Source organism: Flavobacterium sp. KMS (assembly GCF_000813005.1).
GTDB lineage: Bacteria > Bacteroidota > Bacteroidia > Flavobacteriales > Flavobacteriaceae > Flavobacterium.
In genome coordinates this window covers 1-21,682 of sequence record NZ_JSYP01000027.1, presented here as the reverse complement: position 1 = coordinate 21,682, position 21,682 = coordinate 1, and the positions used below count along the sequence as shown (strand labels likewise).

Annotated in this window: 27 protein-coding genes; all 27 read right to left on the bottom strand. The window is 32.5% G+C overall.

What is annotated here, in order from left to right:
• Positions 1-161 precede the first annotated feature (161 nt).
• Positions 162-1,589: an L-serine ammonia-lyase gene (locus OA93_RS21585; protein ID WP_039116159.1), complete on the bottom strand. Its 1,428-nt coding sequence runs from the start codon at positions 1,587-1,589 to the stop codon at positions 162-164.
• A 297-nt stretch (positions 1,590-1,886) separates the two neighbouring features.
• Positions 1,887-2,333, bottom strand: coding sequence for a carboxymuconolactone decarboxylase family protein (locus OA93_RS21580; protein WP_039116158.1), 447 nt, complete (start codon positions 2,331-2,333; stop codon positions 1,887-1,889).
• Positions 2,334-2,411: 78 nt separating this feature from the next.
• Entirely contained in the window at positions 2,412-2,984 is a 573-nt protein-coding gene (locus tag OA93_RS21575; RefSeq protein ID WP_039116156.1) for a Crp/Fnr family transcriptional regulator, read from the bottom strand.
• Between the two features lie 151 nt (positions 2,985-3,135).
• Positions 3,136-3,591: a GyrI-like domain-containing protein gene (locus OA93_RS21570; protein ID WP_039116155.1), complete on the bottom strand. Its 456-nt coding sequence runs from the start codon at positions 3,589-3,591 to the stop codon at positions 3,136-3,138.
• A gap of 52 nt (positions 3,592-3,643) precedes the next feature.
• Complete coding sequence (locus tag OA93_RS21565) at positions 3,644-4,069, bottom strand: DUF3995 domain-containing protein (protein ID WP_039116181.1); 426 nt, start codon at positions 4,067-4,069, stop codon at positions 3,644-3,646.
• Between the two features lie 28 nt (positions 4,070-4,097).
• A complete protein-coding gene (locus OA93_RS21560) occupies positions 4,098-4,898 on the bottom strand; it encodes a class I SAM-dependent methyltransferase (RefSeq protein WP_039116153.1) in 801 nt (266 codons plus the stop codon).
• Between the two features lie 238 nt (positions 4,899-5,136).
• Positions 5,137-5,601, bottom strand: coding sequence for an SRPBCC family protein (locus OA93_RS21555; protein WP_039116152.1), 465 nt, complete (start codon positions 5,599-5,601; stop codon positions 5,137-5,139).
• Between the two features lie 25 nt (positions 5,602-5,626).
• On the bottom strand, positions 5,627-6,385 hold the full coding sequence (locus OA93_RS21550; RefSeq protein WP_039116151.1) for a methyltransferase domain-containing protein: 759 nt from the start codon (positions 6,383-6,385) through the stop codon (positions 5,627-5,629).
• Positions 6,386-6,678: 293 nt separating this feature from the next.
• Positions 6,679-8,418 (bottom strand): CocE/NonD family hydrolase, encoded by a 1,740-nt coding sequence (locus OA93_RS21545; RefSeq protein ID WP_039116149.1) that lies wholly within the window; start codon positions 8,416-8,418, stop codon positions 6,679-6,681.
• 65 nt (positions 8,419-8,483) lie between these two features.
• Positions 8,484-9,233 (bottom strand): DUF3667 domain-containing protein, encoded by a 750-nt coding sequence (locus tag OA93_RS24285; protein ID WP_052259560.1) that lies wholly within the window; start codon positions 9,231-9,233, stop codon positions 8,484-8,486.
• Positions 9,234-9,285: 52 nt separating this feature from the next.
• Entirely contained in the window at positions 9,286-9,978 is a 693-nt protein-coding gene (locus OA93_RS21535) for an aspartate/glutamate racemase family protein (RefSeq protein WP_039116147.1), read from the bottom strand.
• 44 nt (positions 9,979-10,022) lie between these two features.
• A complete protein-coding gene (locus OA93_RS21530; protein ID WP_039116145.1) occupies positions 10,023-10,418 on the bottom strand; it encodes a DUF5367 family protein in 396 nt (131 codons plus the stop codon).
• Positions 10,419-10,430: 12 nt separating this feature from the next.
• The gene (locus OA93_RS21525; RefSeq protein WP_039116144.1) at positions 10,431-10,943 is read right to left on the bottom strand and encodes a DUF1772 domain-containing protein; all 513 of its coding nucleotides are present in this window, start codon (positions 10,941-10,943) and stop codon (positions 10,431-10,433) included.
• An 88-nt stretch (positions 10,944-11,031) separates the two neighbouring features.
• The gene (locus tag OA93_RS21520) at positions 11,032-11,889 is read right to left on the bottom strand and encodes an AraC family transcriptional regulator (RefSeq protein ID WP_039116142.1); all 858 of its coding nucleotides are present in this window, start codon (positions 11,887-11,889) and stop codon (positions 11,032-11,034) included.
• 16 nt (positions 11,890-11,905) lie between these two features.
• Positions 11,906-12,298: an ACT domain-containing protein gene (locus OA93_RS21515; protein WP_039116141.1), complete on the bottom strand. Its 393-nt coding sequence runs from the start codon at positions 12,296-12,298 to the stop codon at positions 11,906-11,908.
• A 340-nt stretch (positions 12,299-12,638) separates the two neighbouring features.
• Positions 12,639-13,397, bottom strand: coding sequence for a hypothetical protein (locus OA93_RS21510; RefSeq protein WP_039116137.1), 759 nt, complete (start codon positions 13,395-13,397; stop codon positions 12,639-12,641).
• Between the two features lie 37 nt (positions 13,398-13,434).
• Positions 13,435-13,815 carry a VOC family protein gene (locus OA93_RS21505; RefSeq protein ID WP_039116135.1) on the bottom strand — a complete coding sequence of 127 codons (381 nt, stop codon included), beginning with the start codon at positions 13,813-13,815 and terminating at the stop codon, positions 13,435-13,437.
• A gap of 140 nt (positions 13,816-13,955) precedes the next feature.
• Positions 13,956-15,200, bottom strand: a complete 1,245-nt coding sequence (fabF, locus tag OA93_RS21500) for a beta-ketoacyl-ACP synthase II (RefSeq protein WP_039116134.1) — start codon at positions 15,198-15,200, stop codon at positions 13,956-13,958.
• Positions 15,200-15,757 (bottom strand): TetR/AcrR family transcriptional regulator, encoded by a 558-nt coding sequence (locus OA93_RS21495; protein ID WP_039116132.1) that lies wholly within the window; start codon positions 15,755-15,757, stop codon positions 15,200-15,202. Before OA93_RS21495 ends, fabF begins: the two co-directional genes overlap by 1 nt.
• A gap of 136 nt (positions 15,758-15,893) precedes the next feature.
• Positions 15,894-16,442 (bottom strand): hypothetical protein, encoded by a 549-nt coding sequence (locus OA93_RS25295; RefSeq protein WP_082001861.1) that lies wholly within the window; start codon positions 16,440-16,442, stop codon positions 15,894-15,896.
• 21 nt (positions 16,443-16,463) lie between these two features.
• Positions 16,464-17,045: a TIGR00730 family Rossman fold protein gene (locus OA93_RS21485; RefSeq protein WP_039116131.1), complete on the bottom strand. Its 582-nt coding sequence runs from the start codon at positions 17,043-17,045 to the stop codon at positions 16,464-16,466.
• A 35-nt stretch (positions 17,046-17,080) separates the two neighbouring features.
• Complete coding sequence (locus OA93_RS21480) at positions 17,081-17,395, bottom strand: barstar family protein (protein ID WP_039116129.1); 315 nt, start codon at positions 17,393-17,395, stop codon at positions 17,081-17,083.
• 7 nt (positions 17,396-17,402) lie between these two features.
• Positions 17,403-18,797, bottom strand: coding sequence for an alpha/beta hydrolase (locus OA93_RS21475; protein ID WP_039116127.1), 1,395 nt, complete (start codon positions 18,795-18,797; stop codon positions 17,403-17,405).
• Between the two features lie 106 nt (positions 18,798-18,903).
• The gene (locus OA93_RS21470) at positions 18,904-19,626 is read right to left on the bottom strand and encodes a GNAT family protein (protein ID WP_052259559.1); all 723 of its coding nucleotides are present in this window, start codon (positions 19,624-19,626) and stop codon (positions 18,904-18,906) included.
• A gap of 124 nt (positions 19,627-19,750) precedes the next feature.
• Positions 19,751-20,320 (bottom strand): Crp/Fnr family transcriptional regulator, encoded by a 570-nt coding sequence (locus OA93_RS21465; protein WP_039116125.1) that lies wholly within the window; start codon positions 20,318-20,320, stop codon positions 19,751-19,753.
• A gap of 3 nt (positions 20,321-20,323) precedes the next feature.
• Positions 20,324-20,992 (bottom strand): 3,4-dihydroxy-2-butanone-4-phosphate synthase, encoded by a 669-nt coding sequence (ribB, locus tag OA93_RS21460; RefSeq protein WP_039116123.1) that lies wholly within the window; start codon positions 20,990-20,992, stop codon positions 20,324-20,326.
• Complete coding sequence (locus tag OA93_RS21455; RefSeq protein WP_039116121.1) at positions 20,989-21,210, bottom strand: DUF2798 domain-containing protein; 222 nt, start codon at positions 21,208-21,210, stop codon at positions 20,989-20,991. Before OA93_RS21455 ends, ribB begins: the two co-directional genes overlap by 4 nt.
• Positions 21,211-21,682 lie beyond the last annotated feature (472 nt).

Here is a 21,682-nt window from a genome sequence, read left to right as displayed (position 1 = left end):
ACCAGTGACAGTTTACAGTTTTGATAATTGTAAAGGTATAATTAAAAAAAGTGTTCAGTACAATCTGTAGTTTTTTAAAACTGCGACTGCAACTGAACACTTTTTTTATTGAATACTGAATACTGTGACTGTAAACTAAAACTGAAAACTGCGACTGAATACTAACAATCCGCCATATTCACGGCAATTGCTAATCCTCCTTCGGAGGTTTCTTTGTATTTAGAGTTCATATCTTTTGCTGTTTGCCACATCGTATCAATTACTTTATCGAGAGGTACCTTTGCATTTTTAGAGTCTGTTTCTAGTGCTAATTCGGCTGCATTGATGGCTTTTATAGCTCCCATTGTATTTCTTTCTATACAAGGTATTTGTACTAATCCACCTATTGGGTCACAGGTTAATCCTAAGTGATGTTCCATGGCAATCTCAGCAGCCATTAAAACTTGTGCTGGAGTTCCGCCCATTAATTCGCAAAGTGCTGCTGCTGCCATAGATGACGAAACACCTATTTCGGCTTGACAACCACCCATTGCGGCAGAAATTGTAGACCCTTTCTTAAAGATACTTCCTATCTCGCCAGCAACCATCAGGAATTGTTTGATTTCTTTTTCGGCTGCATCATGGTTTTCGATTACCAAATAATACATTAAAACGGCAGGAATTACACCAGCACTACCATTGGTCGGGGCAGTAACTACACGTCCTAAAGCGGCATTTACCTCATTTACGGCAAGTGCAAAACAACTTACCCATTTTAGGATTTGACGAAATTTAACCTCAGTTTTTCTTATTTCTTCTAGCCACGTTTGTGGAGAATTATAGTTGGATAAACCGATGAGATTTTGGTGCATATCAAATGCTCTACGACGTACATTTAGTCCACCAGGAAGTATTCCTTCAGAATGGCAACCGATATACATACATTCGAGCATGGTATTCCAAATACGCATTAATTCGTTATTAATGAATTCTTCAGAACGCATCGATTTTTCATTCTCATAAACAATCTCCGAAATGGATTTGTTTTGAGTAATGGTATATTCTAAAAGTTCTGCTGCGTTTTGTATAGGAAACGGAAATGCACATTTTATCTCCGATTTTATTTTAGCATTTTCGCGTTCTTCTTTCACTACAAATCCACCACCGATAGAGTAGAAGATAGATTCGTATTCGGAATCATCTTTGGCGTAAGCCGTAAATTTTAAACCATTGGCATGAAAAGGCAAGAATTCTTTATTGAAAACAATGTCTTGTAAAAAGAAAAACGGAATGGTTATCTCGTTTCCAAGTATAATTGTATTGGTTTCTTCGATAGATTTGATAATTCCTGCAATGTCGTTTATAGGAATATATTCGGGATCCTGACCGCTTAATCCTAACATAACTGCCAAATCTGTAGCATGACCTTTTCCTGTTAAAGAAAGAGAGCCATACAAATCGACTTTGACACGAGTGATTTGAGAAAACAGATTTTCACTTTTTAATTCAGCAAGAAAACGTTCTGCTGCACGCCAAGGTCCAAGGGTGTGTGAACTTGATGGTCCTACACCAATCTTAAGCATATCAAATACCGATATACATTCTTCCATTATACTATAATTTTATTATCACAAAGATAATTGAATAACGCAATGAAATTAAAAGAAAAATTGTTAATGTTGCGTATTTATTAAAATTTGTATTTAATATTAATAATTTGGCAATAAAATAATAATGTAAAAAGTATTGATTATAATTTTTTGATTATCTTAAAATAAGGGTTTTAACAATAACGAGTAGGAAAAATCAGTTAAATAAGAAAGAAAAGATGTTTTTGTCAAACCATTAAGAGATTAAGTAAATTAAGAATTAAAACTTAATATCTTAATGGTTGGAACCTTTAATTTTTAACGAGTTAAAGCTGGTTTCATTTCGGTTGTAACCCCAATTCTGTTCCAGGCATTTATTGTAATAATCGCCATTATAATATTTGATAAATAGTTTTCATCAAATAAACTAGCTGCTTTTTGATAGGTTTCGTCTGAAACTCCTCCATTACTTATTAATGTAATTTCTTCGGTCAAAGCCAAAATTGCTCTTTCTTCTTCAGTATAAAAATCTACTTCTCTCCAAGCATTCAATAAATAAATGCGTTGTTCGGTTTCGCCATATTTTCGGGCATCTTTTGTATGCAAATCGATACAATAAGCACAACCGTTTATTTGTGATGTTCTAATTTTTATTAATTCGTGATGTGTGTGGGTTAAAGGAGTTGAGTCTAAATAGGTATTCAAATCCAATAATGGTTTTACAGCAGTTGGTTGAGTCTGTGCAATTTTAATTCTCTTGCTCATGATTTCTTTGTTTTTAATTATTAAGCAAAGATATTTATAGGAACCATGAAAAATCTTAAGCTGGTTTAAGAAATGAGATTAAAGTGCGTTTTTTCTTATCTCGCTTAAATATTCCGGAGTAAGATTTAAGTAGGATGCTAACATATATTGCGGAATTCGTTGCACAAACTCAGGAAATCTGGTAATAAAATGCTGGTAACTTTCTTCTTTTGTAAAGTCGTATAAATACTTCATTCGCAATTGGGCAGCCGAATAAGCTCTATGCAAAACAAGTCGGAAGTAGCGTTCTAGTTGAGGTAATTGGCTAAAAACTTTTTCCTGATTGTGATAATCAAAAACATAAACTTCGGTATTTTCGATTGCCTGAATGTAAAACTGTGATGGCGATTGTGTATCAAAACTCATATAATCGGCAATCCACCAGTTTTCGATTGCAAATTGTGTGATCTGTTCTGTTCCTTTATCATTGATAAAAAAGAAACGTAAACAGCCTTTTTCTACAAAATAAAGCGAAGAACATATTTGTCCTTCTTCTAGTAAATAACTTTTCTTTTTTAGGGTAATCGGCTTCATATTAGCCAGAACTAATTGGGTTTGTTCATCGTTTAATTCGACGTACTTTTTTATGTGTTCAATTAGTTTTGGTTGCATTATTGTTTATATAAGTGTTGTAGTTATAAATTCTCGCAAAGACGCCAAGTCGCAAAGAAAGCTAAATTTTAACTTGGCGTCTTTGCGACTTTGCGAGAGAATCTAGAAAATTAAAGCATTTTTTTGAAATTAACTGATATGAGTAAATTCACTAAATAGCTATAAAAATAGGCACTTCGGCATTTTCTGGATTGGATGCCTTTTCTCCGTATATCTCAAAATCGGCAGTATATTTTCTGTTAAGATCAGTATTCCAAATTTCTATCCATTTCTGGATTACAACACCGTCGGCTAAATTTCCTTTGGCTGTAAATTGTTTGTAGGTTTCTTTTGCAATGGTTTTTCCAATCATTCCGGTTGGGATATTCTCTAAACTTGAAACTTTACAGCCTAAAATTGTTGTGTATGGTTTTGTATAATCCTTTTCATATTCGGTGTAAACAGCATAGATTGAGCTATCTATTTTATTTGGAATATTTTCGATTGTATTTTCAGACATAAATTTGTTCCAAAGCGCTGGAATATCCGTTGCAGATTGTTCTTTTTCATTGGTAGTTCTTATCGATAATCCGATAATAAAAAACTCTTCGATAGTAATTAATTCCATGTTTTTTGATTTCAATTTATATTGTTATTCTATGTAAAAGTAGCACAAAAAATTATGCTGTTAATGCTAATGTTGTTGCTAAAATCGAAATAAATAAGCATAATGGTGAAAAGTATTTGGTATCCATTTGTGCAAATTTTGTGGTTTTGACTTTTTTAAAAAATCCAACGTATTTGAATTCGCCAATTGCTCTCACAATAAACAATATCGAAATAATCCAAAGTCCATATTCTTGTAACCAATTAGGCAAACTAAAGACTATTATTTCTGATTTTATTAAAATTAAAACCGAAAGACTCAGTAATGCAATTGCAACTACCATACATTCTTTTAGTTTCGGATTGATAACTTTTTCATTGTTTGCGGTTGTTGGTATAGCGGCATCATTTCCCCATTTTCCACCAAATCCCCAAAATATATGAATTCCTGCCAGGAATAGAAAGATGGTTACTAGAATTAATCCAATTGCTGTTTGCATAATGTGATGAGTTATATTTTTTTGTCTACTACTTTTTTGTGGCAACTATCGAATATACCATTGGGATTTTATTGTCCAAATGTTTTATTCTGTATTTTTTTGGTTCAAATTCGATGGTGTTATTGAAGCAATTATATGGCGAGTAATCATATTCATTTAGGGCATTTAGTTCTAGTCCGTTTTTTATCAGACTATTTACAACTTCGCTCATACTATGATTCCAACATACGTACTCTAGTTCTATTGGAGCTTCTCTATCTGCGTAGGTTCCTTCTTGGGTTTCTATTATTGCTCCCGAATTGAAATAATTATATCCTACTTTTTCAAAATTATCATCGAACATCCAAACTACTGGATGAAATTCTGCAAAGACTAATTTCCCATTCGGGTTAAGGAAATCAGAAATTAATTTTGCCCATTTATCAAGGTCTGGCAACCACGGGATTGCTCCGTAACTTGCAAATACGATATCGAATTTCTGGTTTAAATGGTTTGGTAAATCATAAATATCACAACATATAAATGTAGCTTCAGCATCAGCTTCTTGAGCAAGTTTGTTGGCGCTATCTATTGCTTTGTCAGACAAATCGACTCCCGTAACATTTGCGCCAAGTCTTGCCAAAGAAATTGTGTCCTGACCAAAATGACATTGCAAATGCAGGATTGATTTTCCTTTTACATCACCAAGTAATTCTAACTCGATACTATTTAATGAAGTGTTTCCTTTTAGGAAACCTTCTAAATCATAAAAGTCAGATTTAAGATGTGACTCAACCCGACTATTCCAAGATTGTTTATTAACTTCTATATAATTGTTTTCTAAGCTCATTTTGTTGATATGAATTAAAATGTGTTTTTTGCAGGTTATCTATAAAAAGGAACGCGGATGAAACGGATTAGCTAAGGCGAAAATAGGATCCCGAAGCGTCGGGATTGCGCCCTTTGCGGTTAATTTTTCCGCCACTCCCGATAGCTATCGGGATAAAAGGATTACATGGTTTTTTTATGCTTTGCAACCTTTGCGTAAATCATTGCGACTTTTGCGGTTAATTTTTCCGCTCCGTTTTTTATGTATTAAAAGCTTCTTTAGGAAATTTATCGGCTATAAGATTCAGGTTGATATTATGCTCTAAATAGGCTTTTAGCCCGTCTAGAACAGTGGTAAATCCGCCTGTAGAATCTTTGATTGTATTTAAAAGTTCGTCGCCTTCTTTATCAAAACCATAATTTTTGATAACCACATAAGTTGTATCGTCTGTTATTTTTCTGAATTCAAAATCAACGGTTGTTTTAGGTTCGTTCCATTCGATAGTAATCTTTTCGTTTTCGATAATTTCTTTTACAAAAACGGTAGTTGATACTTTGTACATTTCCCATTCCCAGATTATATTTTTGCCTACAGCCAGTTTATCACTTCCTTTTGTAAACCAAAAGTTCTTGGTTACATTCGGGTCTATAAAAGCATTAAAAACAATTGCAGCTGGTTTTCTTATCAGCATTTGGGCTTCAACAGATTTTGGATTACTACTCATATCTATATTTTTTCTAGTTATGTTTTTAGAATTTTGCGTATAAAAGGATTCTTTTGAACGCGTATAATGATGGCGTTTTACTAAACCTTTTTTCTATTCTCTTTTTAAATTCTTTGATGAATTGTTCTTTAATTGCACCTTCTAATCTCTCGAAATAGGGAACTAATGTTGAGCCCAAAATAAACTCATATAATTCGTCATGCGACTTGGCTATCATAGGATATACCTTTTGGTAAATAACTATATCTGTACCGCCATTCTCGAATAAAATTTGAGCATAATCGTCCATTGTAAGAACAGGAGAAAGTCGTTTCCAATTATTCAATGCGCTTTTATATGGTTCTTCCTGCACTAATTCGATTACAATCTGATTGAGTAAATTCTCGTTCTGACAAGGCATTTGGATTGCTAATTGTCCATCGGGATTTAATAATGATATAATTTTAGGAAATAATTTTTCGTGATTATCAACCCATTGAATGGATGCATTTGCAAAAACTAAATCCCATTTTTCTCCCGTATTAATTTGTTCTTCGATTGTTTTTTGATCAAATTGTATCGAAGTAAATTCTTTGGCTTTCTCCAGCATTTCTTTCGAGGAATCGATGCCTTTTACTGAAGGATTGGTTAGCTTTTCGGATAGCATATTGGTTAACTCTCCAGTTCCGCAACCTAAATCTACGACTTTCATATTTGGTTTATCCTGAATATGGGCAATCAAATCGAAGAAAGGTTTGTATCGAAGTGTTTTAAACTCGTTGTATTTTTCGGGATTCCATGCCATAATTTTCAGCGTTTTTATGTAGTAAACGAAGTTAAGGAAATTAAAGTTTTTATTTAGTTAAAAACAATAAACTGTGGTAGAGAAATTAACCGCAAAGGGCGCAAATTGTTTTGAATCTCTGACTGAAAAAAGGGACGCGGATAAAACGGATTCGCTAAGGCGAAAACGCGGATAAAAACGGATTTTTTTCTATTTTTTTAATCTGTTTTAATCTGCGTCTTTACTTTTGTAAATCCGTTTTATCCGCGTCCCATTTATAGATTATCTATGGCAGCAAATAGAGGTTATCTTTCCTAATCTTTCCAGATTGGAATTTTGACAAAACTATCGTTATACCATTTTATTTTTAGAGGTTCTTTGGCATCTTTAATGGTTTCATCGCTTACGTCTTTACCAGTTCCATAATTTAGTTGGGCGAAAGCATTTTTATTTACATTTATTACCACAACCAAGCGGCTTCCTTTGCTTAATTGCTTGCTTACTAATCTGGTATTTGTAAACGGGATAGATTCTATTTTGTTAGGAACAAGAAGATTTCTGGTTGTAATATCTTTTGCATAACTGGCTCTGCCTAAAAAATAGGATAAGTGAAAGTATTCGCCGTTAGGCATCAATTCATATAATACTACACCTAAATCCATATCTTTTTTGTTGATAAGCGCTTTTATTTCGCCTTCAAAAGCACCATTAACCAAAATAGGTTTATCAAGGGGTTCGCTTATAAAAAAATAGCCATTTATAGTATCGAGTTCTTTACGAATTATTGGATCTGGGTAATAGTCATTATTACTAATTTCTCTGTTGGCAAAATCTACTTCCTGAGGTAAGAACCCAGATTTGGCTGGTTTTTTATCTGATAATAGATATTTATCTTTCGATTTGGTATTGGTTAAATATAATTTAAGAAAACCGTTACTCATTTTTTCTAATGATGGTGCATGTCTCCATTCATTAGCACCCATTACTTCATAGTTTATTTTATCTTTTAAAACGGCAGGTTTAGGACCACCTTTAAGAATGTAGTTAAACCATTCGTAGGTTAGTTTCTTGGTATTAAAAATCGCTATAGGGTCAACTTTATATTCGTTTATGGTAGGGTCTCCACCTTTTTGAGCACCAAAATGTCCATAAGGTCCGATAACAAGATAATGCTCAGCATTTTTATTGTATTTAACGTGCTCTCTTAAATAGTATAAACTAGATATTTGGGAATCGTTATAATAACCATCGATGGATAAAATAGGGATGTTTATTTGGGCAAATTCATCTTTATATGGAACCATATCTTGCCAGTATTTGTCATAGCCAGGATGTAATAACCATTTTTGTAAATATTTATTTGGCGTACCATCAATGCTGTCAATTTTGTGATAAGCAGTACCTGAATTCCACCATTTGTCCTGCATGGTTCGGAAACGTTTCCTGTCGTATCCTACAACTGTATCTAAGGTTTTATTATTGGTTACATAAAATGCCCATTCGTAATTAGGATTTATAAATACGCTATTTTCCATTGGTAATCCCATTCCTGGTCTGTTGGCAACATAAGGAACGATTGTTTTAAGTGCTGGATGCAATTTTTTTGCCGATGCCCATTGTGTAAAACCGTTATAGCTACCGCCAAACATTCCGATTTTTCCGTTACACCATGATTGCTTGCTTGTCCAGTCAATAACATCATAGGCATCTTTGCCATCATGCTCATACGGAAATATTTCGTCGGGACTTAATCTTTTCCCTCTTGAATATGCTATAACTCCAACATAACCATTATCTGCGGCTTCTTTTAAACCTTTAATATCTCGATCGCGTACATAGATTGTAAATTGTAAAATAACGGGTTGTGGTGTCGTTATTCCTTTTTTGCGAACTACAATTGCGGAAATTAATGCTCCATCTCTGGTTTTAATTAAAACATCGTCCTGAATGTCATAAAGCATTTTGGAATCTTCAGGTTTTGTACCATTTGCTTGTTGTGCTGATGTGTTGAGAACGATTAGGAAGAGAAACATAAATTTCAGAAGTACTTTCATTAAGAATTATTTTAAAGTTTGTTTAGGTTGTTAAATATTTAAATGTTAAACATGAAATATGGTTATTAATTGTGTAATTTGTTTAAAATTGTGATAATTATGGATAAAATTAACACAGAGCTAACAAGGAATATTACGTGACTCAATACAGATAATAGAAAAGCTTTGGTTTTAGTGAGTTTATTAAAAAATTGAACATTTGTCCAATAAATTAATATGATATCTATAACATATAGAATTTGGGTTATGGTTTTTATATTGGGAGTTCCATTATAATAATAAAGCAACGGAAATAAAGCAATATGTACAAAGAGTCGTTGCGAGGCTTTAAAGGTGTTGAGTATAAAATATTCGATATAGTTGTATCCTTGTTTTCTAAATGCGATATATGTTCCCAATGAGTAAAATGGTATTGTTGCTAATGTTATCCATGAAAAATGAGTCGCGACCCATTCATTTGCTGCTTTGGGATTAATTATCGATAGTGTCTCACTATCTGTGGGAGCATCGGCAATTAGGTTGATATGAAAGTAATGATAAAGAACTCCATAAAGAGTTGCGAGAATAATTACTAAGGAAAGTGGTTTAAAATGTTTAATTCGTTTTCCTTCTATAAACTCTCTTATGGTATTTCCGGGACGCGTAAAAAGTTGTTTAGCGGAGTATAAAATACCTTTATCAAAATGAATTAATCCGTGTTGGATTTCATGCATCAGGAAATGGAAATCGAGTTTGTGAGTTTCGGCTGGCTGTCCGCAATTACTACAATAATGTCCTTTAAAATGCTGATTACAGTTCTTACAGATTATATTCATCTTGATTATTTATTATTTAATCATTTATTTATGCTGCTTTATATGATAAACTTTATGTATTTAATGAAAATGCTACTGCAGCTTTCGAGTGTAATAATACAGTATCAAATGTTGGGATGGTTACATCTTCGGGTTTTATAACAAGCGGAATTTCGGTGCAACCAAGTATGATTCCTTCGGCTCCGTTTTGTATCAATTTATCAATAATTTCCAGGTATCGTTTTTTGGTTTTTTCAGTAACAATTCCTCTTCCTAATTCTTCAAAAACTGTCATGTGTACAAAGTCCCTGTCTTCATCATTAGGGATAAGTGTTTCGATACCTCTATCGGTAAGTTTAGATTTGAAAAAATCAAGTTCCATTGTAAATTTAGTTCCCAGTAATCCCACTTTTTTTAGTCCAGTTTTTTCGATTTCTTCGGCTGTTACTGTGGCAATATGAATTAGTGGGATTCCGATTTCTTTTTCGAGTCTATCAGCAATATGATGCATAGTGTTGGCACATAATACAATTGCCGTTGCTCCCGAAGATTTTAAATGTTTGCAAGCTTCATATAGCATCTGAAAAGTTTTCTCCCAATCATTATTATCATTATTTTTTTTGATGTCTTCATAATTAAATGAATAAATAATACATTGAGAAAAGTTTAATCCGCCCAATTTTTCATTTATTCCTTCATTAATAAGTTTGTAATAATCGACTGTAGATACCCAACTAATTCCGCCAATAAGCCCTAATGTTTGCATATTTTGTTTAAACTTTATATTGTTTATACTGATTTAAAAACTAATTATATGTTTTGTAATTTGGTTTTAATCTTTAATTTCCAATAAAAGTATACAATAGTAACCACCTCTGCAACAAGAATCCAGAGGAATTTACTAGTGAAAAAACTATGGTAATTTCCCTGATTCGGGATTATGGTAAAAGGTACAGTTATGAGTACATCTAGTGTTAAAGCAGTTGTAACTATAATTAAACCGAGAATGAATCCGTTGGTTTTATTTCCGTTTTTATAGAAAATATAAGCACCAAGAATTGTAAATGGAATTGCCAATGGTGCAACAACTAAGAATTGTTGTAATGCAGAATCTTTAATGTTTGGAAGATAACTTAATATACCGAAAGTACTAAATATTAATAGCCAGATTAACGCTCCAACTAAAATTGCTCTGATTTTTTTCATTTTATTTTAATATTAAAAGTTACTATTTCTAAACAAACACACTATAATTAATAAGAAGAATGATAGTGCTGATGTTATGGTTCGAACCAAATGCAGATTATTCCATTTAAGTTCAAATTGATCTCTCAAATTTTTGGCATTTTCCAGAGAAATATTGGTTAAGTCAGTTTTGTCTAAAAGATTATTTAGCGGAATATTGCCCATAATTGTTACCAGAAATACGCCTACAAAATATAGTATTGCTGCAATTAGTAATAACCAGAAAATATAAGGATGATTAGATTTATAAAGATAAGCTGTAGCAAAAGATAAAAATACTGGCCCCATAATTATCACTAAGAATAATGGGTTTACAATAGTACGGTTCATGTTCTGGAAAGCTCTTAGATAATTAATATCATCAAGCCTGCCAATACCTGGAGTTATAGCATTAGACCAAGTAAAAAAGATCCCAGCCAGAAGTCCGGTTAATAATGTGGTAAATAATAAAACAATAGTTTTTGTGTCGATAATAAATGGTTCCATGATTATGATGTTTAGTTAACAAAATAAAATTAGAACTATTGATTATCAGTTGTTTGTTTTAAAAGGATTAAAGTTTGTTCGAAAAGAATTATTTTTTTAGTTCGCTTGGTCGTACTCCAAATTTTTTATGGAAAGCATTCGAGAAGGAACTTAAACTTTCGTATCCCACAAACCATGCAGTTTCCTGAATGTTCTTGTCGGTATTGCTTAATAATTCATGCGCTTTATTTAGTCGTTGTTCCTGAAGGTATTTAAATACAGGAATACCAAAAAGTTCTTTAAAATTCTTTTTGAGTTTGTTGTTGTTAAGACCAATTTGCTTAGATAACTCACTTAATGAGGGTGGAGTAGCAATATTTTGGGTCATGATTTCTTTTGCGTGAAAAAGTTTATCACGGTCAATTTTGTTGGTGGTTTTTTCTTTTTCGGTAGCAAGATGTGCAAAGAAATGTGCCAGTAATTCGGTTATCTGGCTTTTAAGAAACATTAATCTTGTGTCTCCTTTGTATTGGGTATTAAATATTTTTTGAACTGCATTTTGCATATCGGGTGACATATAAAAACTAGGACCTTCTACAAAATTGGCTTCGGGATTAAGGAGTTGTTGTAAATACTCAGAGAAGATTTCGCTTTCACGTTCTGGCAGCATATTAAGATTTTTTATCTTCATAAATACGCTAATAGATTGTAATGGTTTATTAGGCGAAATTTTATGTGCAAATCCGACTTTGCTGTTTCCAAAAAATGAAATTGCAATTCCTGTGGTATTGTTTATAATTATACTATTGTTTTCATACGTAATTTCCAATTCGACATTTCCTGAACCATAGAAAGCAAAGCCAACAGCATCTCCATCGATTTCACATTTTTCGATAATCGTTTTATCAGCATTTGATTGCTCTATTAAAACGACGAAGTTGTTTATTTCTATGATATCTGTTGTCATCGAATACTAATTAATTCTATTCAGAAAATTTATTTAAAATAGTAATGGCATTGTCTGTATCTTTTTTATTTACAAAGATATGGTCGTGATAAAATGCAGCTACAACATTGCAACTAATGTTATTGTCTGATAACGCTTTCGCGAAAGCGGCAGTTAAACCCACAGCTTCTAATGATGAATGTACAGTTAGCGTTATCCACGACATTACAACCGAATAACTTAGTTTAAGTTCATCGGCAATTTCTTTTTTTATGATTAATGTAATGCCTTCACTTTCTGTAAATGACATTACAATATCTTCGAGAGCTATATTTTCAAGACTTTTAACGGTACAAAAAACATAATCACCAACATTGTGTTTAGGTTTCATGCTTTTGAGTAACTTCTCTAAATCTTTTTCTCCAGACATTTTTAATGGATTGTTTTTATTTTATTAACCCTTTGGGCGCAATTATTTTAAACACATAGAAACATAGATTTAGCACTCTCAAAAATAGACGTTTCACTTTATATACAGCCGCATAGTAACTATATCTTAGATGCACTGCGGTGCATCTCTACCTTCAAATGTATTATCTCAACTAGTTACTATGTGAGAGAAATGTTTTTCTTTTTGTATCCTTTTTTGCACATAAAATCTGTGTTTCTATGTGTTAAATCAATTCTATAATTACATAATTATTTATTAGTCATATGCAATGCAATCCTGTTTCCTTCGCAGTCTTTAAATTCAGTGAGTACGATAATTATTATTCGATTCGTTTTACAACATTATCAAGATTATCAACTACTAAATTTAAAACGATTTTGTTATTAGGGAATTCTTTTTGCATTTCACTTCTTAATAGGACAAAAGGAATTTGTGATTCAGGGATGTCTTCAATAGTTTGATTACATGGAATAGAAACTTCATAAGTAGAATTACTCTTTTTTATGTACACATATTTTTTAGTTGTATTTTCAAAAAATGCATTTTTTTCAAAGCCTTCTGCTAGTTTGTCTACTTCTGTTACGGGTATATTATCTTGATAAACAATTTCGTTTTTCATAACGCCATATTCTTTTGTTATTCCATCAAATTGTTCATTTTCTGTAAATAACACTACACATATAATAACACTAAATGTGATTAAAAGGGCAATAAAGCTGATTCCAATTGTTCGCCACCAACCAAAAAATGAACCACCAGAATTTATATGTTCATTTATTTTTTGTCCCTGAAAATGTTGTACGAAATAAAAAGCTATTCCAGTATATATTAAAGGGATTATCTGATTTGGGACTTTTACATCTTCAGGAATTAAAAAAGCGCCACCAAATATTGCTATTGTGGCTATAATAGCTATTATCCATGTTGTTTTTGCTTTTTTTGTGTCATTAAATGCCTTAAAATTCTCAGCTATCAAATATCCAGCTGCAAGTGGTCCTCCTAAAAATGTTCCAACCCAGATAGCTCGGTCTTTATAAATTTTTTGTGTAGGCACTTCATTCTCTTTTAATTCTTCCATTTTTATTGTAAAGTATTGTTTTGTATAAGTTGTTATATTATTTATTAGCCATATGTAATGCAATTCTATTTCCTTCGCAGTCTTTAAATTCTGCTACAGAACCATATTCACCATTTGATGTTATTGGAAATAAAACTTCGGCACCATTTTGCAATGCGAGATTTAAAGTTTCCTCGATATCCTCTGTATTAAAATAAATAAGTGTTCCGTTTATCGTTGGGTTGTATATTTCTCCTTTTGCTAAAGCTCCCGTGATTCCGTTATTGCCTTCGGTAAGAGGGAAAAATGCCATTTCGTTATCATGAATGGTATCACGTTCAAAGTCAAAATTAAATACTGCCGTATAAAATTGCATAGCTCTTTCTATATCGGTTACAGGAATCTCAAAATAGACTACAGGATTTGATTTGTTTTTCATTTTATTGTTTGATGATATATTTTATTACCAACGAAGTTATGGAAATTTTTATTTCGATTTGGTATTGTAATGCTATATATAGAAAAACCTCGTTTAAATTACTTAAACGAGGTTGCTGCATTTTGATTTAATTACTAAAATCAGTCTGTAAATTTTTTAAATATTGAACTTGCTATATGTCCACCAAAGCCGAACGTATTGCTCATTGCATAATTAACTATTCTTGGTTGTGCTTTACCGAGTGTCAAATTAAACTTATTTAAAAATTCAGGTTCTACCGTTTGTGTATTTATTGTTGGAGGAACAATATTTTCCTGAATAGCTTTTATACAAGCAATTGCTTCAATTGCTCCTGCTGCGCCAAGTAAATGTCCAGTCATTGATTTTGTTGCACTAATATTGGCATTTGGATTTATTCCAAATACTTTTTCCATTGCCTTAAGTTCACTCAAGTCGCCAGTAGGAGTTGAGGTAGCATGAGCATTTATATAATCGATTTTGTCTGATGTTATCTGAGCTTCCTCAAGAGCAAGTTCCATTCCTAGAATAGCACCTTCGCCGTCTGGGTGTGTACTTGTTAAGTGATAAGCATCTCCAGCTAATCCACCGCCAACAATTTCGGCAAGAATAACAGCATTTCTTTTTAATGCATGTTCATAGCTTTCTAGTATAATGGCACCAGCACCTTCACCCAAAACAAATCCGTTTCTTGTTGCATCAAATGGGCGTGATGCTTTACTACAATCCTCGTTTAATGTTGATAATGCTTTTGAGGCATTAAAACCTCCAATAGATGATTCTGTGACAGAAGCTTCAGAGCCACCACTAATTATCATATCGGCTTTGCCCCAACGAATGTAATTAAATGCATCAATGATTGCTGTATTACTAGCAGAACAGGCAGATACTGTGGTATAATTAATTCCGCGAAGCCCGTATTTAATTGAGATTGCTCCCGAAGCAATGTTAATAATCCTCTTTGGAATGAAAAACGGGCTAAATCTAGGTATGCCATTACCTAATTTATATTCTCCAATTTGTTCTTCGAATGTTGAAACGCCACCATCACCAGAACCCCAAATAACTCCAATTCTGTTTTTATTTAAAGAATCAAAATCAATATTTGCATTTTTGATAGCTTCGTCTGTTGCATATAATGCGTATTGAGTAAAAAGGTCATATTTTCTTATTTCATTTTTCTCAAAAATGTTTTCGGGATTAAAATTCTTAACCTCACAGGCAAATTTAGTTTTGAAATTAGTAGTGTCGAATTTTGTTATTTCAGATGCGCCACTAACTCCGTTGATTAGCGAGTGCCAATATTCCGAAACATTATTGCCAATAGGGGTTACTGCTCCCAATCCTGTTATTACTACTCTTTTCATTATTTTTTAGATTTTAGTTCTTTTAGAATTGTCTCTTTTACAATCACAAAATCATTCTCGTTTGTAAGTCTTGACAGTTGTACAATTGCAACCATATTTGTTATTATCATCAATGCCTTTGTTCTCGGTGAAGATTCAAAATCAAATATTTTAAGTTCTTTTCCTTCAGTTAGGACTTCGGTTAACCAATTAATAACTAATGCTGCAAATATTTGTAGTTCTGATTTTATGGTTTCATCGAGAGTGTTTAAGTCTGTTGCTAATGAGCCAACAATACAGACTTTGTTCTCCTGTTTTATTTGAGTATGTATTGCCAGGAAAGCTTCAAGTTTTGTTAAGGGAGATTCATTGGCAACTTTTTCTTTTAAAGTTTCATATCTCTCGATATGTTCTTTGATTGTTGCTACTCCAAGGTCTGATTTTGCAGGGAAATGATAATGTATCGAAGCAGTTTTTATACCGATATCATTAGATATATCTTTAAAGCTAAAAGCATTGTACCCTTTTTCTCTTATCAATTGATCTGCTTTGTCTATGATTGCTTCTCTTGTTGTCATCGCTTTTTTTAACAAATATACTACCTATTAGTAGATAGGCAAATTAATTGCTATTTATTTTTAATTATTTTAGCAATCGACTAACATGTTAGGTATTAAAGAGTTTGATTGGTTGGTTTATTCTGTGTTGGGATTTCTATTTCACTTTGGTCATATACATATACCAATTCCATTCCCAAGATTCTCCATTATCGGCAGACATTGCCTGACTCCAAATAGGATTGTTTTTGTCTCTGGCATCCCAACGAAATAGTTGAATTACTTTTTTTCCTTCATAAATATCTCTTGAAAAGAAATGACCTACTTTTTTTTCGAATGAACCAATTACGGGTTTATCTAAAACTCCGGTATTCGAGTCGGACCAATAAATACTCCACAGTTTTGTTTCGGGATTAAATAATCGTACCGTCATTCCTTCAAAAGGAACACCATCAAATTCAGCCAGAAAATTATCGATATTACCAATTCCCTGAAGAATCTTGTACATTTCCTGTGTTGATGGAAATTCAATCCATTCAGTACAATTCGAAAATCGGTATTTTAGTTTTTTATTTATAATATTAGATTTTCCCTGAAAAAAATCAAAATCATCTTTGGATGAAGTAGGGGAAGGTAGGATTATTAATTCTCCGTGTGCATTAAAAATCAATTTCGGAATTTCTAAATTTAAATTATCTACAGGCATGTTTTTTGATTTTTAAATGATTTATTCATTTCCTTTTTTAATCCATTTACCAACTTCTGGAGCCACGTAATTTTTCATTTTAAGGAGCAAATCCTCTGAATCTGTACTTACGAGTATCATTTGTTGGTTTATCTCTTTTAAGAAACCTTCATTTACCATTTTTAGTATAAATTCTAATAACAAATCGTAAAAACCATCAATATTTAAAATCCCGATTGGTTTTTTATGAAGACCAAGTTGCGCCCAGGTAAGCATCTCAAAAAACTCTTCCAGAGTTCCAAATCCGCCTGGCAAAGCAATTACGCCATCGCTTAATTCGTTCATTTTGGTTTTTCTTTCATGCATGCTTTTTACAATAATTAATTCAGTTAAATTATCGTGTGCAATTTCTTTCTTCATTAAGAAGTCTGGTAAAACACCAATTACTTTTCCGTTTTTATTTAAAACTCCATCTGCAACTGCACCCATAAGTCCAACTTTGGCTCCGCCATAAACTAAATCGATATTATTTTCGGACATTGTTTGTCCAAGTTTAAAAGCTTGAGTTTCGTATTCTTTTTTGTTTCCAAAGCTTGATCCACAAAAAACGGTAATTCTATTCATTTGTTTAATTGTAAAATGTATTATGTAATCGGTAATTAGTTTTTCTGAGTAATTAAATCTACAAAGTCCGCCTTTGTAAGTAATTCGATTATAAATTGAAAATCTTTTAAACCAAATATTTTATTTAAATTTTCTGTTCCTGTTATTTCTATAGTACATTCTCCTGGATATCCTGGACCAGCAGCCGAAATAGCATCATTAAATGCATCTAAGTTTTTCCCAAAATGTTTAGCCGATTCTGGGTCGATTTCTTTTGCGTAGGCATTCCAGAAATCTTCACGACTGTTGCAAACACTGCCGTTGATGAATATTTTTCGTTTGCTATTTTGTGCTGCTGATTTATTTTTCATCTAAAAATTATTTCGTTTGTATTTTTATCCAATCCAGAATTTCGTTCATAGCTGTTGGAGAAAATGTTTGTTCTATTGTTGCATATTCAGTTGGCAAACCAGTTTTACATTCCTGAAATAAATGATTCAGGTTTGGTAATTCTTTGGTTGTTATATTTTTATTTCCTCCTTTTAAAAGGGCTTCTTTTATGGCGGTTAGGTTTTCTTTTGGTGCAACTTGTAAATCTTTTGCTCCATTAAGTGCTAAAACGGCACATTTTACTTTCTCTAATGTTGGTGCTGGATTGTAGGTTACAAAAGTTACCATCCAAGGAGTTAGTATTTTATCTGTTAGTATTTTAACGTATTCTGCCTCAGTCATTGCTGCGGGTTTATTAGGATCGTTTTTAGAAACTTGAGTTATGTAAGCAGTTAGATCCGTTTTTAATTGTTCAGGGCTTTTAGATTTAGCGATAATATTAAAAGTTGTTTTGTTTGTTTCTTGTGCTTTCAGGATATCGGCTTGACTCATTCCGGCAGCTTCTGCAATTAATTTTTGCTGTAATAAAAGTAATTGGTTTCCAGGAAGTCCAGGGCCAGCGAGTAAGACAATAAAATTGATGTTCTTAGAATTTGCAGCAATAATTGGAGCAATTAATCCTCCCTCGCTATGACCAATTAATCCAATTTTTTGTTTGTTAATTTCTTTTCTGGTTTGCAAATAGTTTACTGCAGCCAGAGCATCTGTAGCAAAATCTAAAGAAGTTGAATTTTTAAAGCTACCTGTAGATTGTGCTGTTCCTCTATCATCATATCGTAAAACCGCAATTCCGTTTTTGGTCAAAAAGTCCGATAATACTAAGAAAGGTTTGTGTCCTGCTAATTCTTCATCACGGTTTTGTGCACCACTTCCGCTTATTAAAATAACAACAGGAAATACACCTTCTTTTTTAGGTATAGTCAGTGTTCCTGCTAGTGTTATTCCTGCTTTTTCATTTTTAAAAGTTACATCTTCGGAGTAATATGGATATGGTTTAGTAGGTTCTTGTGGTCGTACCAGTTTTTCTTTTTCAACTTTTTCTCTCGATAAATTCATCGGAAATGCATGACCTGCTTGTTTAAAACTACCAACTATTTTATTGTCTTTGCCAAGAATACCTTCATATTCGATTTTAGCACTTTCAATGGTAAATTTTAAAGTTGAGTTCTCAAAAGTTGTTGTAGTTACCGGAATATCTTTTGCACCTTGGTCAGGACTATCCATTGTTGATTTAAAACCAGTGTCGACTTTATTGATATTAAAGACAATTCTTAATTGTTTTCCCTGAACATTTAAAAGACCATTCCATTGTCCTGTAATATCTTGTCCAAAAACGGTTAATGTGGTTAAAAAAATTAGTATTGTTACTATGTAATGTTTCATTTGGTTGGTTTTTTTAATAAATGGTTAGTTTATATTCTATGATTTAGTTAATAGACGATTAAAATGTATTCTGTTACAGAAATGATGTAAAAAGATTATTCTTTTTTTAATTTATTTTCCAATTGTCTTTAGATACTATCATATTGAGCGAGATCCAAACTTCTTCCTGGACTATGATTTCGCTTATTTTGTTTGGATTTATGACAAACCCCGATTTCTCATAACATTTAATTGCCTGTTTATTCCAGTCGTAGACATTAAGTTCTACTTTCTCTACATTTAATTCTTCAAAAGAATATTGTACAAGAAGATTAACTATTTTTTCTCCAATTCCTTTTCCTCTAAATTTTGCATCACCAATAAGTATTCGGCAAAGTTTAGCCAAATTATCTTCGGATTGATATATTTCGGCATGTCCTAGTACTTCTTTGGATTCGGTGTCAATTACTTTAAAAGGAATTCTATTTTCTTCTTTTAGATAATTATCTAACTGCTCAGTTGTTAATGGAAATTTAAAAATTGGACCTGAAAATTGAACTAACATTTCTTCATTATCTGCCCATTTTATTAATCTTTCAAAATCGGTATTATCGAATTTTTCTAGTTTTATCATTGTTTTATTTCCTTTAAAAGTACTTGGAGAATCCTGCGTGATTTCTAAATATAAATCTTGTGTTACAAGGTATTTTGCCATTAAGAAAGGCTGAATATTTGCGGTCCAGATATGTTTAATCCTATCGTCTCTCAATGTAATCTGACCTTGAGGAATTTCGACCATTTGCAGGCTAATGGCTTTATTATTTGATATGTCGATACTATCCTGATTCATTGATGTTTGAATGCTTTTGCAATTGTAAACGAAGTTATGAAAAATATAGGTGCACATTTAAACAAAAAAAGGCAATTACCAGAAACTAGTATTGCCTTTTTGTATTTTGAAAATTGAATAATGTTTAAGGTTTAGATTTTAACCTGCTTAGTGTTTCTTGCGAAACGTTAAGAAAGGAAGATACAATCTTGTTAGACAAACGTTGTGTGATTTTAGGGTTGGTGTCTAGTAATTGCTTGTATCTTTCGGTTGCATTTTGGGTTAAGAACGACATGAGTCTTTTGGTATTTGTTACATAAGCCATTTCCATATAATGCCTGTAAAAACTTCCCCAATTAGGTATAATTTCCAGCAAATGATAAAAATCCTGACGCGAAATATAAAGTAATTCTGTTGGTTCTAATGCCTGAACAAATTCTAAAGAAGGTTCATTTAGCACAAAGCTAGATAAGGCGGTTACAAAATTACTTTCGAACCCTAAGTATCGTGTTGCTTCTTGTCCTTCTTCGGTTATAAAAAATATACGCAAGCAACCATTGCAAATAAAATACATTCGTTGGGTGGTTTGCCCTGGGAAAACCAAGAGCTCATTTTTCTCGACTTCTATAGGATTAAAGTAACTGATTATTTTCTCCAGTTCTTCGTCTGTAACCGTTGATACCTCTTTTATATATTCGATTAATTGCTCTTTCATGTTTTAAATAAAATCTTTAACAAATTTACGATAATGTACAATATCTGCTATTGTTAAAACTACCAATTGATGCTTTTGGGCAAATGATAAAATCTCGGGTAGTCTTGCCATCGTTCCGTTAGGATTCATTAATTCGCATAATACAGCTTCAGGTTTTAAACCAGATAATTTCATTATATCTACACTTCCTTCAGTATGTCCGTTGCGTTGTAGGACACCATTATCATTTGCTCTTAGCGGAAAAATATGTCCAGGTTTTACTAAGTCAGAAGATTTAGCATTTTCTGCAGATGCGGTTCTTATGGTTTGAATCCTATCTGAAGCCGAAAGTCCTGTTGTAACTCCCTCTTTAGCTTCTATAGTAACTGTAAACGGTGTCTGAAAAAGACTGGTGTTTTCTTTTACCATATAAGGTAATTCTAATTCATCGGCTTTTTCGTTAGTGAGGCAAAGGCATACAATTCCGCTACATTCGCGTATCATTAATGCCATATCTTCGACTGACATATGTTGGGCTGAATAAACTAAGTCGCCTTCGTTCTCGCGGTCTTTGTCGTCTAGTAATAAAATTCCTTTTCCGAGCCTAAGTTCATTAATTGCATTTTCAACGCGTTCTTGACTAGTTGTACCAAATGATACTAATGGGTTTTCGTTTTCTATTTCGGTAATCATTTTGATGTTGTTTTTTGGGCTAGCTTTCTAGCATTTGGAATAATTATAAAAGCGGTACTATAGGCAACAGGAATTATGACGCCCCAAGCTTTTAGGAATTTGAAGAGCCAATCTTCTCCAAAGCTATAATTGCGCATAAACCCCACAAACGCCATAATGAGAGCTATAGGAGTAATAACAAATAAAGTGTTGGTGTATTTAAAATACTTTTTGTTCATTTTTAATTAATTATTAAATTTTTGAAGGAACAAAATTGTTTAAATAAGAAAAGGAAAACATTGATGTACATCAAAAAAAACAAAAAATCTATCCTATTTTTATTATAGCCCACGGTTTCAACCGTGTGATACGGATTACGATAATGTATTGCGTTCCAACGGTTAAAACCGTTGGCAATGTTATAGCATGTTATTTTTGTTGGCAATCTGTTGCCGAGCCAATGCTAACGCGAGCTCAATGTCATTAAGTTAAGCTCTTTTCTAGCAAATTGTTTTAAAGAAGCAAAGAATTAAACGCAATATTGTCATTTCTGTAAAGGTTACTTATTTCGGTAACGGATTAATCATTTCGATTGGTTTTTTTCCGTCAATTCCTTGATGTGGTCTTTCATGATTATAATAATATAAATATTGTAATAATTCTTCTTTTAATTCTTCTTGTGTATCGAAATCTGTATCTCTTAATAAATCA

What these genes read in the sequence shown, in the direction of transcription:
- OA93_RS21585 (WP_039116159.1), bottom strand. Translation starts at nt 1,589, where the DNA reads ATGGAAGAATGTATATCGGTATTTGATATGCTTAAGATTGGTGTAGGA.
- OA93_RS21580 (WP_039116158.1), bottom strand. Translation starts at nt 2,333, where the DNA reads ATGAGCAAGAGAATTAAAATTGCACAGACTCAACCAACTGCTGTAAAA.
- OA93_RS21575 (WP_039116156.1), bottom strand. Translation starts at nt 2,984, where the DNA reads ATGCAACCAAAACTAATTGAACACATAAAAAAGTACGTCGAATTAAAC.
- OA93_RS21570 (WP_039116155.1), bottom strand. Translation starts at nt 3,591, where the DNA reads ATGGAATTAATTACTATCGAAGAGTTTTTTATTATCGGATTATCGATA.
- OA93_RS21565 (WP_039116181.1), bottom strand. Translation starts at nt 4,069, where the DNA reads ATGCAAACAGCAATTGGATTAATTCTAGTAACCATCTTTCTATTCCTG.
- OA93_RS21560 (WP_039116153.1), bottom strand. Translation starts at nt 4,898, where the DNA reads ATGAGCTTAGAAAACAATTATATAGAAGTTAATAAACAATCTTGGAAT.
- OA93_RS21555 (WP_039116152.1), bottom strand. Translation starts at nt 5,601, where the DNA reads ATGAGTAGTAATCCAAAATCTGTTGAAGCCCAAATGCTGATAAGAAAA.
- OA93_RS21550 (WP_039116151.1), bottom strand. Translation starts at nt 6,385, where the DNA reads ATGGCATGGAATCCCGAAAAATACAACGAGTTTAAAACACTTCGATAC.
- OA93_RS21545 (WP_039116149.1), bottom strand. Translation starts at nt 8,418, where the DNA reads ATGAAAGTACTTCTGAAATTTATGTTTCTCTTCCTAATCGTTCTCAAC.
- OA93_RS24285 (WP_052259560.1), bottom strand. Translation starts at nt 9,233, where the DNA reads ATGAATATAATCTGTAAGAACTGTAATCAGCATTTTAAAGGACATTAT.
- OA93_RS21535 (WP_039116147.1), bottom strand. Translation starts at nt 9,978, where the DNA reads ATGCAAACATTAGGGCTTATTGGCGGAATTAGTTGGGTATCTACAGTC.
- OA93_RS21530 (WP_039116145.1), bottom strand. Translation starts at nt 10,418, where the DNA reads ATGAAAAAAATCAGAGCAATTTTAGTTGGAGCGTTAATCTGGCTATTA.
- OA93_RS21525 (WP_039116144.1), bottom strand. Translation starts at nt 10,943, where the DNA reads ATGGAACCATTTATTATCGACACAAAAACTATTGTTTTATTATTTACC.
- OA93_RS21520 (WP_039116142.1), bottom strand. Translation starts at nt 11,889, where the DNA reads ATGACAACAGATATCATAGAAATAAACAACTTCGTCGTTTTAATAGAG.
- OA93_RS21515 (WP_039116141.1), bottom strand. Translation starts at nt 12,298, where the DNA reads ATGTCTGGAGAAAAAGATTTAGAGAAGTTACTCAAAAGCATGAAACCT.
- OA93_RS21510 (WP_039116137.1), bottom strand. Translation starts at nt 13,397, where the DNA reads ATGGAAGAATTAAAAGAGAATGAAGTGCCTACACAAAAAATTTATAAA.
- OA93_RS21505 (WP_039116135.1), bottom strand. Translation starts at nt 13,815, where the DNA reads ATGAAAAACAAATCAAATCCTGTAGTCTATTTTGAGATTCCTGTAACC.
- fabF (WP_039116134.1), bottom strand. Translation starts at nt 15,200, where the DNA reads ATGAAAAGAGTAGTAATAACAGGATTGGGAGCAGTAACCCCTATTGGC.
- OA93_RS21495 (WP_039116132.1), bottom strand. Translation starts at nt 15,757, where the DNA reads ATGACAACAAGAGAAGCAATCATAGACAAAGCAGATCAATTGATAAGA.
- OA93_RS25295 (WP_082001861.1), bottom strand. Translation starts at nt 16,442, where the DNA reads ATGCCTGTAGATAATTTAAATTTAGAAATTCCGAAATTGATTTTTAAT.
- OA93_RS21485 (WP_039116131.1), bottom strand. Translation starts at nt 17,045, where the DNA reads ATGAATAGAATTACCGTTTTTTGTGGATCAAGCTTTGGAAACAAAAAA.
- OA93_RS21480 (WP_039116129.1), bottom strand. Translation starts at nt 17,395, where the DNA reads ATGAAAAATAAATCAGCAGCACAAAATAGCAAACGAAAAATATTCATC.
- OA93_RS21475 (WP_039116127.1), bottom strand. Translation starts at nt 18,797, where the DNA reads ATGAAACATTACATAGTAACAATACTAATTTTTTTAACCACATTAACC.
- OA93_RS21470 (WP_052259559.1), bottom strand. Translation starts at nt 19,626, where the DNA reads ATGAATCAGGATAGTATCGACATATCAAATAATAAAGCCATTAGCCTG.
- OA93_RS21465 (WP_039116125.1), bottom strand. Translation starts at nt 20,320, where the DNA reads ATGAAAGAGCAATTAATCGAATATATAAAAGAGGTATCAACGGTTACA.
- ribB (WP_039116123.1), bottom strand. Translation starts at nt 20,992, where the DNA reads ATGATTACCGAAATAGAAAACGAAAACCCATTAGTATCATTTGGTACA.
- OA93_RS21455 (WP_039116121.1), bottom strand. Translation starts at nt 21,210, where the DNA reads ATGAACAAAAAGTATTTTAAATACACCAACACTTTATTTGTTATTACT.